The sequence below is a fragment of the Rhizomicrobium sp. genome (assembly GCA_037200985.1).
Taxonomy (GTDB): domain Bacteria; phylum Pseudomonadota; class Alphaproteobacteria; order Micropepsales; family Micropepsaceae; genus Rhizomicrobium.
The window spans coordinates 2,259,042-2,272,046 of sequence record JBBCGJ010000001.1 but is presented as its reverse complement, the minus strand read 5'-3'; the positions used below and the strand labels follow the sequence as shown (position 1 = coordinate 2,272,046).

Sequence of the window (13,005 nt, the reverse complement as noted above, 5' to 3'; positions counted from 1 at the left end):
CAAGATGACGGAAGACGACCTGGATTTTCTCTCGCGGATCGTACGCCGGCGGTCGGGTCTCATCCTGCCGCCGACCAAGACGCGCTTCGTCGCGGGCCAGCTCAGCCCCGTGATGCGCCGCTTCGGCTTCCGCTCGATCGACGGCCTGATGGCGGAACTCCGCCACGGGCGCGATACGCTGGCGCGCGCCGTCACCGAGGCAATGACGACCAACGAATCCTCCTTTTTCCGCGACAAGGCCGCGTTCGAGCATTTCCGCGACCTCATCCTGCCGCGCCTCATCGAGGACCGCGCCCAGACAAAGCGCCTGCGCATCTGGTGCGCCGCCTGCGCCGCGGGCCAGGAACCCTATTCCATCGCCATGCTGCTCGATGACGCCAAGCTGGTGTCGAAAGGCTGGAACATCGACCTGATCGCCACCGACCTCAGCACCGAGATGATCGCGCGCGCCGAGGAGGGCCTCTACACCCATTTCGAGGTCCAGCGCGGGCTTGCGATCCGCCGCCTCGTCTCGCATTTCGCCCAGGAGGGCGGGAGCTGGCGCATCCACGAGAACCTGCGCCGCATGGTGACGTTCCGTGCCTTCAACCTGCTCGATTCCTATGGCTGGCTAGACGACCTCGACATCGTGTTCTGCCGCAACGTGCTGATCTATTTCGAGCGCAAGACCAAGATCGACGTGCTCGACAAGATCGCCGACGTCCTGGTGCCGGACGGCGCGCTGGTGCTGGGCCATGCCGAATCGGTGCGCGGGCTGTCGAGCGTCTTCGTGCCGGTCGACCACGCGCCGGGCATCTTCGTCAAAGGCAAGGCCGCGGCGCAGCGGTTCGCCGCGACGGGCTGATCACCAGGTATCGATAAAAGTCCGCCGCTTGCTTGCGTCCCAGGGCGGCAGCGAGCGGTAGCCGCGCATGATCCAGCGGCGCGTGTCGGCCGGATCGATGACGTCGTCGATCTCCAGATAGGCCGCCATGTTGATGGCCTTGCCGCGGGCGTAGGACTGCGCCGCGAGCTTCTTGAGCAGCGCCTCGCGGGCCTCCGGCGTCGGTTCGGCTTCGAGCTCCCGGCGATAGCCGAGCCGGGCGGCGCCTTCCAGGCCCATGCCGCCGAATTCGCCGGTCGGCCAGGAGACGATGAAGAACGGCGCGTGGAAGCTGCCGCCCGCCATCGCCTGGGCGCCGAGGCCGTAACCCTTGCGCAGGACGATCGTGAAGATCGGCACGCTGAGCGCGCCGCCGACCACGAACATGCGGCTGACGCGGCGCACCAGCGCTGTTTTTTCCGCGTCCGGGCCTACCATGAAACCCGGCGTGTCGCAGAGCGACAGGATGGGAAGGCCGAAGGCGTCGCAGAGCTGCAGGAAGCGCGCTGCCTTGTCGGCGCAAGGCGCGTCGATCGCGCCGGCGATGAACATCGGATTGTTGGCGATGAGGCCGAACGGCGCGCCCTCGATCCGTACCAGGGCGGTGATCAGGCCCGGCGCGAAGTCCCGGCGCAATTCGAGCACCGAGCCCGTGTCGGCCAGCGTCTCGATGACCTTGCGGCTCTCATAGATGCGCAGCCGGTTCTCCGGAATGAGATGGCGCAGTTCCTTCTGGTTGGCGCAGTCCCAGGCCGCGACCGGACCCTGGAAATAGGCGAGATATTTCTTGGCCACGTCTATTGCCTCGATCTCGTCCGCGACCGCGACGTCGACCACGCCATTGGGCACCTGAACCGACATCGGCCCGACATCCCTGGGCCTGAAGACGCCGAGCCCGCCGCCTTCGATCATCGCCGGGCCGCCCATGCCGATATTCGAATTCGCGGTCGCGATGACGACGTCGGAGCAGCCGAGCAGTGCGGCATTGCCCGCGAAGCAGCGGCCCGAATTGACGCCGATGCGCGGCACCAGGCCGGAGAGCCTGGCGTATTGGCGGAAGGTCGGCGTGTCGAGGCCGGCGACGCTGGGGAAATCCGTATCGCCCGGCCGGCCGCCGCCGCCTTCGGTGAAGCAGACGACAGGCAGTTTCCACTCCTCGGCGACCGTCAGCAGGCGGTCCTTCTTGCGATGGTTCATCGCGCCCTGGGTACCGGCGAGCACGGTGTAGTCATAGGCCATGACGGCGCAGCGCGCCTTGGCCTCGCCGAAGTGCTTCGCGTTGACGGTGCCCAGCCCGGTGACGATCCCGTCGCCGGGCGTGTTCGCGATCAGGTCGTCGAGCTCGCGGCGGCGGCGCTGGGCCGCAAAGGCGAGCGCGCCGTATTCGATGAAACTGCCGGGATCGCAGAGCTGTGCGATATTTTCGCGCACCGTGCGCTGGTTGGTTCCGCGCCGCCGGGCCACGGCCTCGGGGCGGCTGGCGTCGTAGCCGAAGGCGTGGCGCGCATTGGATTCGGCCAGGTCCGGCCGGATGAAATCCGGATCTGCTTCGACCGCCCGCGTTTCTTCGGTGCCCGCGACCTCCTGCGGCGCCAGGAAGAGCAGAGGATCGCCCTCGAACACCACCGTGCCCGGCGCCCGCGCCAGGGAATGTATGCGGCCCGACACGGGGGCGGCGACAAGGTGCTCCATCTTCATCGCTTCCAGCACGGCGACGGATGCACCCCGGCGCACGGCATCGCCCGGTTTCACGTCGACGGAGACGATCTTGCCCTGCATGGGCGCGGTCACCGCGACCGTGCCGGCCGGCGCGACGACGGTCGTCGGCGCAGCGTCTGCGGTTTGCGGCGCGGCGACCGCTCCGGCGTGTTGCGGGTGCCAATCCGCCGCCGCGGCGACGAGATCGGCGGTGTGCTCTTCGACATAGCGCGTATGGGCGCGCCCCTTGAGAACATCGGCGCGCCCGATCAATTCGTGCAGGAAGGCCAGATTGGTGGCGACGCCGCCGATGACGAATTCGTTCAGCGCGCGCGACGCGCGGGTCATCGCCGTGGCGTAGTCGGGGCCGTGCACGATCAGCTTGGCGAGCAGCGGGTCGAAGGCCGGATTGGTCGCGTAACCCTCATAGCCGAACGTGTCGACGCGCACGCCGGGGCCGGACGGCGGAGCGAAGGCGCTGAGCGTTCCGCCCGAGGGCTTGATCGTGCCGTCGCTCTCGATCTTCTCCATGTTGATGCGCAGCTGCACGGCGAAGCCGCGCGGCGCCGGCACGACGTCCTGGGTGAGGCCGATGTCGCGCAGGGTGCGGCCGCGCGCGAGCTCGATCTGCACGCCGACGAGATCGATGCCGGTGACTTCCTCCGTAACGGTGTGCTCGACCTGCAGGCGCGGATTGGCCTCGATGAAGGCGAAGGCGGAGGCGTGGCGCGCCGGATGCGGGTCGATCAGGAACTCGAAGGTGGCGAGGCCTTTCAGGTTCACGTCGTCCGCAAGCCAGACCGCGGCGTCGCAGAGCTGGCGGCGAAGCTGCGGATCGAGCCGCGGCGCGGGCGCGATCTCCACGATCTTCTGGTGGCGGCGCTGCAAGGTGCAATCGCGCTCCCAGACATGGCTCGCCGAGCGTCCGTCACCGGCGACCTGGACTTCGATATGGCGCGCATCGGGCATCAGGGCCTCGGCATAGACCGCGTCGTTGCCGAAGGAGGCACGGGCCTCGGACCGGCAGCGCAGATAGGCGGTTTCGAGTTCGGCGTCGCGCGCCACGATGCGCATGCCGCGGCCGCCGCCGCCGGCGATGGCCTTGATGACGATCGGGCCGCGCGTCGCGCGGAGGAATTCGCGGACCTGTTCCAGCGTCGCCGGCCCCGGCGTGCCCGGAAGGACCGGCACGCCGAAGCGCTCGGCCAGGGCGCGGGCGCGCGCCTTGTCGCCGAAGATCGACAGCACATGCGGCGAGGGGCCGATGAAGACCAGCCCCACCTTCTCGCAATCGGCGGCGAATTCGGCGTTCTCGCTCAGGAAGCCGTAGCCGGGATGGATCGCCTGGCATTTGGCGGCCTTGGCGGTGGCGATGACGCGGGCGATGTCGAGATAGGCGGCGGGTCCGCTGGCGCCCAGCGCCTGCGCCGCATCCGCAGCCTTCACATGTGCCGACGTCGCATCGTCGTCGGAATAGATCGCGACGCTGCGCAGCCCCAGATCGCCCGCCGCGCGCGCAATGCGCACGGCGATCTCGCCGCGATTGGCGATCAGTATGCTGTCGAAGCTCATGGGCGGTGTCCGGGGATGGCGATCCCCGAACACTGCCATGGCCGTCCGAGGCTTACAAAGTGACCCGGACGCCGCCGAAGGCGCCGATGCCCGGCACGCCATAGCCGGAAACCTGCTCGGTGCGATCGTTGAAGAGGTTGTCGACGCGGCCGAAGAGCTGCCACCGCTCGGTCAGGTCGTAGGAACCGAACAGGTTGACCAGCGTGCTCGAGGTCAGCCGGGTGAAGTTGCCGGTGTCGTTGAAGCGCGGCCCTTCATAGGTGACGGAGGCGCCGAGGCTGGTTCCCGCGAAAGGCAGCCAGGTGACCACGGCGCTCGCGAGGTCCTGCGGCCGGCGCGCCAGGGCGAGCCGGGTGACGGTGTTGATCGCGGACATGTTGGTGTAGTTCAAGCTGATGTCGAGATCGTCGGTCGGCTTGACCTCGAACGCGGCTTCGACGCCGCGGGCGCGCGTCTTGTCGAGGTTGATATAGTAGCCGAAAGCGGCAAGGCGGAACGGACAGCCCGGCGCGTCGGTCGGCGAGAAGCAGTTCTGGAAGTCGATCTGGTTGTGGGTGTCGCGCTCGAAATAGGTCAGCGAGCCCTTGGCGCGGCCGTCCCAGAACGCCTTGTCGAAGCCGACTTCCCAGCCGGTCGCGGTCTCGGGCTTGAGCGTGTCGACGGGGTTGGAATTGGCCGAGAAGAGCTGGAACAGGCTCGGCGCCTTGAAGCCGTTGCCGACATTGCCGCGCAGCGTCGCGTCCAGCCATGGAATCTGCCACGCCGCGTTGAACTTGTAGGACGTGTGCGTGCCGAATGCGTCGTCGTCGTCCAGCCGGACGCCGCCGGTGAGGGTGAGCTGTTCGAACAGCGTGGTCTGGCCCTGCAGGTAATAGCCGGTGATGGTGTCGGAACCGGTGGTGACCGACGGCGGCGAAAAGGACGAGAAACTGTCGCCGCGGAACGAGCTGCGCTGGCTTTCGATGCCGAAGGTGACCTGATCCTCGGGGTCGATGTCGACGATGCCCTGGTATTCGACACGCACGGCATTGCCGAAATCGTCGGAGTTCAGATGGATCGTGTCGAAGGCGCTGTCGAAGAACTGACGCGCTCCGGCGGTGGCGATCACGGCCAGACGGTTGTGGAACATGCCGCCGAAAAAGTCGGCGTTGATGCCGAGATAGCCGGCCTTCAGCTCATTGGTGTTGTTGGCGCCGGAATCGGCGACGGCGAACAGCGGCGGGCCGCCGAAATTGTCGTCGAAATCGGCATGGCCATGGGTGTAGTAGCCGCGCAGATCGGCGCTGACCGTGTCGCTGATGTGGTAGCGGGTGTTCAGGCTGGCGCCGAAATTGGTGTAGCCGTCGTTTTCCGGGTTGCCGTTGCGCACATCGGCCGCCGGCGTGCCGGTTTCGGTGAAGAGATTGAGCGCGGCGCCGTATTCGAGATCGCCCGTCGTGCCGTTCGCCGCGGCATTGACGTGAAAGGTGCCGAAGGAGCCGCCTTCCGCCGTCGCATTGAGCGCGATGGGCGTGTCGCCGCCGCGATTGGTGATGATGTCGACCACGCCGCCGATGGCATCGCTGCCATAGAGCGTCGATTGCGGCCCGCGCAGGACCTCGACCCGGTTGATGTTGTTGGCCAGCACGTCGCCGAAGATCGCGCCTTCCGAGACGTCGGAGGGGTCGTTGATGCGGATGCCGTCGATCAGTCCCACGGTCTGGCCCTGCTCGGCGCCGCGCAGCGAGACGGTCGTGGTCTGGCCGACGCCGCCGGTGCGGGTCACCACGAGCGACGGCACCTGCCTGAGAATGTCGGTCAGCACCACGGTCTGCTGCGCCTGAAGGTCCTGGGCGTCGATCACGGTGACCGACGCACCGGTGACGTCCAGCGGCTGCGCGGTGCGGGTTGCACTGACGACAACGGTTTCGGTCGAGGTCATGGCGGTTTCGGCCCTGACGGATGCGGGAAGGCACAATGCGGCAAAGGCCGCGGTGGAAAGCAGAATGGATCTGGTCATGGCGTTCTCCTGAGGGTTCAGGAGCCGCGCTCGGCGTACCGACGTGAAAATACAATTCCCCATAAGACGGGACCCCGCGCGACTCCAACTGTCGCCACGGCGGTTTCCCCCGCAGTCCCCGCCAACACCCCGTGCGGAAACAGGACGACGGCGCGAGGCAGGTCTCCTGGCTCCCGGCTCGAACGCTTCCCGTCCGCCTTCCCGGGATCGAAATCCCAGTGGCCGTTGGACGGTCCGCTCGCCGGTTACAGTTGCGGGGGCAGCCGCGGTATTGAACCGCGTTCCCAAAACCAAGCGCGTGCCGGGAACCTAGGTCGGTTTGCTGCGCCGCGTCAATGCGCGCCGATCCGCCCTCGAAAAGCCGGACGCGCTTCGTATGATGCGCGGGATGTTCGATTCGCGGTTCCTTCTTCCCGCCCTGGCGCTGCTCTGCGCGTTGTGCGTGTCGGCCGCCGCGGCGCCGGAGGCGATCGCGGTGCAGCCGCATTTCGCCAGCATCCGCCGCGACCAGGCCTTCCTGCGGCAGGGCCCGTCCTATGCGCATCGCATCCTGTGGATCTACAAGCGCAAGGACTATCCGGTGAAGATCCTGGCGAGCTTCGATGCATGGCGCCGCGTCAAGGACGTCGACGGTTCCGTCGGCTGGATGCATCGCACGCAATTGAGCGACCGGCGCAGCGTGCTGTTCGTTGGATTTACAAAGTCAGCGCTTCGCGCCGACAGCGATCCGAAGAGCAAGATTGTCGCCTATGCGGCGCCCGGCGTTGTCGCATGGCTCAAGGCATGCGAGCTTGCCGCCTGCGAAGTGCAAGCCTCCGGAACGGAAGGCTGGGTCGACAAGCGCAACATCTGGGGAGTGGAGTCGAGTGAAGTCTTCCAATGACGCGCAATCCGCGTCGCGTATGGTGGACGATGAAGCGGCGACCGCGGGTGAGTCCGGCGATCCCGCATCTTCGGCGGCGATCGCCGCGACCGGCCTCGCCGCCTGGCTGCACCGGCCGGCCGGCACATCCGCCACCGGCGGGCCGATCGCGAGCCGGCTGGGCCAGATCGCCTGGGCGGTGTTCGAATGGGCCCGCATCCCCTATGTGCTCCTCGTCACGATCTATCTCTTCGCGCCCTATTTCACCACGCAGGTCGTCGGCGACGCGGTGAAGGGCCAGGAATTGTGGGCGGCGTTCTCGTCCTATGGCGGCTTCGCGGTCGCGATCGCGGCGCCGTTCCTGGGCGCGGTCGCCGATGTCGGCGGACGGCGCAAGCCGTGGATCGCTTTCTATACGATCCTGATGGCGGGCGCGATGTTCGCGATGTGGAGCGCCGAGCCGCACGCGTCGTGGAACGGCATCCTGCTCACCGGCGTGCTGATCGCGGTCGCCAATTTCGGCTATGAATTCTCCACCGTGTTCCACAGCGCCATGCTGCCGACCATCGCGCCGCATGAACGCGTGGGCCCCTTGTCGGGCCTCGGACTCGCGCTGGGCAATCTCGCCGGCATCCTGATGCTCTGCTTCATGATGATCTTCTTCGCGCTGCCCGGCCTCGTCGACTGGAGCTTCGTGCCGGCGCATACGCTGTTCGGCGTGAACCAGGCGGCGCACGAGCCCGAGCGGCTCGCGGGGCCGATCTCGGGCGGCTGGCTGCTTTTGTTCTGCATTCCCCTGTTCCTGTTCACGCCCGACCGGCCGAGCGTCGGCCTCGGCGTCGGCCAGGCCGTGAAGAGCGGCGCGCGCTCGGTGTGGCGGACGGTCAAAAGTCTCCGCCACTACCGCAATGTCGGCCACTATCTGGGAGCGCGGATGCTGTTCAACGACGGCATGACGGCGGTCCTCACCTTCGGCGGCATCTATGCGGCGGGCACGTTCCATTGGGGCGCGCTGACGATGATCGTATACGGGCTGGAGCTCAGCGTGTTCGCGGTCGTGGGCGGCTTCTTCGGCGGCTGGCTCGACAACCGCTTCGGATCCAAGCGGGCCTTGTTCGTGAGCGTCGGCGGCACGCTGTTCTTCTTCATCCTGGGCCTGACGATGGCGCCCGACCGGATCTTCTGGGTCATTCCCTACGATCTTCACGCGGCGCGGATCAACGGACTGCCGTTCTTCAACACCTGGCCGGAAGTGATCTATCTGATGACGGTCAACGGCGTCGCGATGTTCATCACCGCCGGCTACGCGAATGCGCGCACGATGATGACGCGGCTGGCGCCGCCGGAGAAGATGACGGAGTTCTTCGGACTGATGTCGCTGTCGGGCACGTCGACGACCTTTCTCGCCAATGTCTCGGTGACGTTCATGACCGCCTGGACCGCGAGCCAGCGCGGCGGCATGGTCGCGATCACGCTCTTCCTGATCGGCGGGCTGGTGTGGCTCTGCTTCGTGCGTGAGGAACGCGCGGAAGCGATCTGAGACGCGCGCGGCGCACCCGCTTGAATTCCTCTATTCGCAATTGTGGGGATATGAGGGATTTGGTGCGTGGACCGACTCGGTTCAAGGGCCCGCGGAAAATTTTTCTCGCGGCGCGTTTAGAGGCGGTTGTCCGACGAAGGATTCACGCGGAGCCGCGGAGGACGCGGGGAATTCGGATTTGCTGCGTGGATAAGTTTTTTCGGTGCGGTGCGGCGAACGATATTTTGTTGCGGGAAAAATATCTCTCGAAAGCGTTCTGCATTGGCGGCTGCATCAAAAGCGATTGTCATGGCCCGCGATGCGGGCCATCCAGGCGACACTTCGCGTCCGTGCTTCAGGTTGAGAACAGCCGACTCGTCCGTCATCGAGCACTGCTCCAACTGGGTGGCCCGCATTCGCGGGCCATGACAGTGGTAGGATTGGCGGAAGAGGCTAGAGCGGGATGACATCAGGCTGAGTCGGATTTGGGATTCCCACGGGGTCGCGAGTCTGATTCAAGATGCTGGCTGGGAAGGAGGCCGGCATGGATGGGCAAGCCTTATTCGATGGATCTTCGCGAACGGGTTGTTGCGGCGGTTGAGCGCGAGGGACTTTCGCGGCGCCAGGCCGCGGCGCGCTTTGGCGTCAGCTACAGTGCCGTGATCGCCTGGCTGAAGCGGGTTGATGCCACGGGCAGCTTCGCTCCCGGTCAGATGGGCGGCCACAAGCCAAAGACGCTTTCCGGTGCTTGGCGGGACTGGCTTGTACAGCGCTGCCGGTCTGGCGACTTCACGCTGCGCGGGCTGGTGGCGGAACTGGGCGAGCGCGGCCTGAAGGTGGACTATCGCTCGGTGTGGGCGTTCGTCCACGCCGAGAAGCTCAGTCACAAAAAAAGACGCTGATCGCCGCCGAGCAGGATCGCCCGGACGTGGCGCGCCGGCGTACCCAGTGGGCGAAGTACCGCGGCTGGGTCGATCCCTCCCGTCTGGTGTTCATCGACGAGACTTGGACCAAGACCAATATGGCGCCGTTGCGGGGCTGGGCGCCGGTCGGCGAAAGGCTGCGCGCCAAGGTTCCGCACAAGCGCTGGAAGACCATGACCTTCCTCGCCGCCTTGCGCCAGGATCGCCTCGATGCGCCCTGGCTCATCGACGGGCCGATCAACGGCGTGCGCTTCCTGCTTTATGTCGAGAAGGTGCTCGTCCCCACTCTCAAGCCCGGCGATATCGTCGTCATGGACAATCTCGGATCACACCGAAGCAAAGCCGTACGCGCCGCCATCCGAGCGGCAGGCGCAAAGCTCTTCTTCCTGCCCAAATACTCCCCCGATCTGAACCCCATCGAGCAGTTCTTCTCAAAGCTCAAGCACTGGTTGCGAAAGGCCGCGCGCCGTTCTCAAGATGCCGTCTGCAACGCCATCGGCCACGTCCTCGACACCGTCACGCCGACAGAATGCAAAAACTACTTCGAGAACTCGGGGTATGAGTAACCTAACTTCATCACGCTCTAGCTGGCGGGCGTGCACTCCGTCGACGCGAAGGCGTCGTTCAGCCATGCCGCGAGGCGCAGGCCGCCGAGGCCGAGCTGTTTTTCGAGGATGGGCGACACCTGCCGGTAGTAGGCTTCGTCGAGCACGTCGTTCGCCGGCTTGTCGTTCCACACGATCTGCGCCGCGGCGTGGGTCTGCAGCACCCAGTCGGTCGGGGTGCCGGCGACGGCGGCGGGATCGGCGGCCTCGGGCGTGGCCAGCCAGCCGGCTTCGAGCCGGTCGACATAAGAGCCCCAGTTCCACACGGTGCGCTGGATGAGGGTCGAATCCCACACGGCGTGGAAATTCGTGTCGAGGTCGCAGTTCTTGGAGCAGACCGCGCCCTTGAAGGTGACCTTGACGGGAATGTCGTTGCCGCCGCGCGCTTCGGCCACCGTGTGCAGCGGCTGGTGGATGTCGCCGACGATGTGGACCGCGAAACGCAGCGCGTCGAGCCGCGCGGCCGCGTCGCCGCAGCGGAGCTGCTGCTTGAGGCGTTCGAGCGCGGCGATGGAACAATCGCCCTTGGGATCGGGCTTGCACTCGGTCGCCGGATCGTAGGTCTGGTCGGCGAGCGGGATGTCGACGAAATGCCAGTTGTAGGTGTCGGGATGGGCGGTGCGCTGGTCGTCGGCCCAACTCGATACCGAGGCGAGCGAATGACCCTTGCCGAGAATGGCCTCCACGGCCGCCGCCGCGGCGGGGCTCAGCCGGCGCTGGGCGATCTCGGCGACGACGGAATGGCCTTCCTGGCCCCAGGCGAGCGCGAGTTCGAACGATGCCGTCCAGACAAGCAGCGCCAACAATGGAAGACGAAAACGCATGCGCGGTCCCTTTCGCGAGGCCGGCAACCTAGTGGCCGGCCCCGCCAGGGGCAAATGAAGGATCGATTACACCTCCCGAGAGGTGTTTGCGCCGTTAATGATGGTCGTGATCGTGGTCATGATCATGATCATGGTCGGACGGCGGCGACGGGGGCGGGCCGTCGTCGTGCCAGACCGGATCGCCGCGGCCGTACCAGCCATAGTCGGAGTCCCGCATGGTGCGCTCGCGCGTGCCGCGATCGAGCCATTCCTGGCCGACATGGTCGCCGTCGCGCCAGCGGCGCTCATAATGCTCCGCGTTGTAGCAATGATCGCTCGTGCAGGGCGGCGCGACCGGGCCGTCATGTCCGTCGTGCTCGTCATGGCGGTCGCAATCGTGGTCGCAGTCGTCGCGCACATAACGCCTGCAATCGTCGCGGCAGTCGTCGCGACGGCCGCAGTCGCGGTCGCAATCGTCGCGGACATAGCGCCGGCATCCGTCGTCGCAATCGCGATGGCGGCGGTAATAGTGACGGCGACAGCCGTCGTAACAGCCGCGGCCGCAGACCTCGCCGCAGCCGCGATAGCCCGCGCCGCAGCCATAGTCGCAGCCATAGCCGCAGCCGTACGTGCAGCCATAGCCGCCGAAATGGTGGAACTGGATCTCCGGCACCGGATCGAAGGGATCGAGCAGCACCGCGCCCGAGGTCGCGACGCCCGCCTGGGCGGGCGCGGCGATCGCCGCAAGGACCAGGCCGAGTGCGCCCAGGAGCGTGGAGCGTGCAAGGGTGATGACGTTCATCGGAGCACCTTTCAATTCTGGCCGGGATGCGACGGCTCGTTCGCCGCGGCATTCAGGAGCGAGCCGAGCTGGTTCATCGTCGGCCGGAAGCCGGCGATGGCCGAACTCGTGATGTAGTCGTTGGATTTGTGCAGGTCCTGATCGATGCCGGGCGGGCCGACCTTGTAGAGCACGCCCAGGTGATAAAGCGCCGCCGGGAAGCGCTGGTCGGCGGCCTTGGCGAACCAGTACTCGGCGCGCGCGTAGTTCGTCACCACGCCCAGCCCCTTGGCGTACATCACGCCCAGGGTGTTCTGCGAGGCGGCGTCGCCGTTCACCGCCGCGGTCTGAATGGCCCGCACGAGCTGGCCGGCGGTGAGCCGGCCGGTCGACTCGTCGGGGATCGAGGCCTGGTACTGGATGACGGCCTGCGGGCCCTTCCAGCCGAGGAAGAAGAGCGCGTGGCGCACCGCCTCCGCCGGGATCGCGGCGGCCATGGCGAGGGCGCGCTGGCGCTCCAGCGTCGGCACGCATTCGTCGGTCAGCGGCACGCCGCCGGCCGAGGTGCCGGTCGGATAGAACTCGAAGGGCGGAAACCAGTAGTGGAAGGCCTTGGCCTGCTTCTCGACAAGGCGGGCGCCGAAATAGCTGCCGCGCAGCGAGCTTTCGACGGTGTTGAGATAGCCGCGGCCCAGGGGATTGCCCATCGCGTCGGCGATGTGGAAATAGACCAGCGCGTCGGAATCGTTGGGCGACATCACCGAGGGCGGGGGGCCATAGGCCGGCGGGCGGTAGCCCCGCCTGTCGCCGCGCCGGTTATAGCGGCGGCCATAGTCGTCGTCCTCGTCGTCGTCGCGGGCATGCGGCGTTTCGCTGATGCGGCCGAGCAGCAGGTATCCGTTGGCGCCGTGGCAGGAGAGGATATAGGTGATGCGCTCGCGCGCTTCGGTGCGCTGGTCGGTCGACAGTTCGAGGAGGAGCTCCTGCTGCTTGGCGATCGCGATGCCGCGGCGGCCGCGGACCACGTCGGCCACTTCGTCGTCCCACATGCGGCCGCGGCCCATGCGGTTCTTGCTCGCGAGGTAGTACCAGACATACGCCTCGACCGGATCGTAGTAGCGGCTGTCGGAGGAATTCGAATAGACGTCGCCGAGCCGGACCTGTGCGAGGAAATCGTCGAACTGCCAGGCAGCCTGGCGCCAGACCTTCACCGCAGCTTCCAGGCTGATGTGATTGAACGCGTAATTGCCGTCCGCATAGTCGGCGGCAAGGGCGGCGGGCGCGATGCCCGCGGCGAGAAATACCGCTAGGGCCGCACGACAAATCGCGCGGCGGACGCCTGACATTGACACGGCCATATCCCCCGACCGTAAGACCCAAC

Annotated in this window: 10 protein-coding genes and 1 riboswitch; of the genes, 4 read left to right on the top strand and 6 right to left on the bottom strand. The window is 66.6% G+C overall.

Features of this window, described 5'->3' with window-relative positions; translation table 11 throughout:
* Positions 1–4 precede the first annotated feature (4 nt).
* Positions 5–844: a protein-glutamate O-methyltransferase CheR gene (locus tag WDN01_11040; protein ID MEJ0026552.1), complete on the top strand. Its 840-nt coding sequence runs from the start codon at positions 5–7 to the stop codon at positions 842–844.
* Here WDN01_11040 and WDN01_11035 read toward each other — a convergent pair whose 3' ends face one another.
* Entirely contained in the window at positions 845–4,132 is a 3,288-nt protein-coding gene (locus WDN01_11035) for a carboxyl transferase domain-containing protein (protein ID MEJ0026551.1), read from the bottom strand.
* 52 nt (positions 4,133–4,184) lie between these two features.
* Positions 4,185–6,131: a TonB-dependent receptor gene (locus tag WDN01_11030; protein ID MEJ0026550.1), complete on the bottom strand. Its 1,947-nt coding sequence runs from the start codon at positions 6,129–6,131 to the stop codon at positions 4,185–4,187.
* A 138-nt stretch (positions 6,132–6,269) separates the two neighbouring features.
* A riboswitch (cobalamin riboswitch) is annotated at positions 6,270–6,459 on the bottom strand.
* Positions 6,460–6,519: 60 nt separating this feature from the next.
* On the opposite strand from WDN01_11030, the gene WDN01_11025 reads away from it, so the two are divergent.
* Both WDN01_11025 and WDN01_11020 read left to right on the top strand, forming a co-directional pair.
* A complete protein-coding gene (locus WDN01_11025; GenBank protein MEJ0026549.1) occupies positions 6,520–7,014 on the top strand; it encodes an SH3 domain-containing protein in 495 nt (164 codons plus the stop codon).
* Positions 6,998–8,533, top strand: coding sequence for an MFS transporter (locus WDN01_11020; GenBank protein ID MEJ0026548.1), 1,536 nt, complete (start codon positions 6,998–7,000; stop codon positions 8,531–8,533). Before WDN01_11025 ends, WDN01_11020 begins: the two co-directional genes overlap by 17 nt.
* A 116-nt stretch (positions 8,534–8,649) precedes the next feature.
* On the opposite strand, the gene WDN01_11015 is transcribed toward WDN01_11020, so the two are convergent.
* Positions 8,650–8,898, bottom strand: coding sequence for a hypothetical protein (locus WDN01_11015; GenBank protein ID MEJ0026547.1), 249 nt, complete (start codon positions 8,896–8,898; stop codon positions 8,650–8,652).
* A gap of 162 nt (positions 8,899–9,060) precedes the next feature.
* On the opposite strand from WDN01_11015, the gene WDN01_11010 reads away from it, so the two are divergent.
* Positions 9,061–10,001, top strand: a protein-coding gene (locus WDN01_11010) for an IS630 family transposase (protein MEJ0026546.1) whose coding sequence is annotated in 2 segments (ribosomal slippage) — positions 9,061–9,400 and positions 9,400–10,001 — 942 coding nt in all. Because the reading frame shifts where the segments join, the coding sequence is not laid out codon by codon here.
* 17 nt (positions 10,002–10,018) lie between these two features.
* Here WDN01_11010 and WDN01_11005 read toward each other — a convergent pair.
* The 3 genes from WDN01_11005 to WDN01_10995 form a co-directional block, all read right to left on the bottom strand.
* Positions 10,019–10,864, bottom strand: a complete 846-nt coding sequence (locus WDN01_11005) for a S1/P1 nuclease (protein ID MEJ0026545.1) — start codon at positions 10,862–10,864, stop codon at positions 10,019–10,021.
* 94 nt (positions 10,865–10,958) lie between these two features.
* Positions 10,959–11,645 carry a hypothetical protein gene (locus WDN01_11000; protein MEJ0026544.1) on the bottom strand — a complete coding sequence of 229 codons (687 nt, stop codon included), beginning with the start codon at positions 11,643–11,645 and terminating at the stop codon, positions 10,959–10,961.
* A gap of 11 nt (positions 11,646–11,656) precedes the next feature.
* Positions 11,657–12,970 (bottom strand): tetratricopeptide repeat protein, encoded by a 1,314-nt coding sequence (locus WDN01_10995; protein ID MEJ0026543.1) that lies wholly within the window; start codon positions 12,968–12,970, stop codon positions 11,657–11,659.
* Between the last annotated feature and the right edge of the window lie 35 nt (positions 12,971–13,005).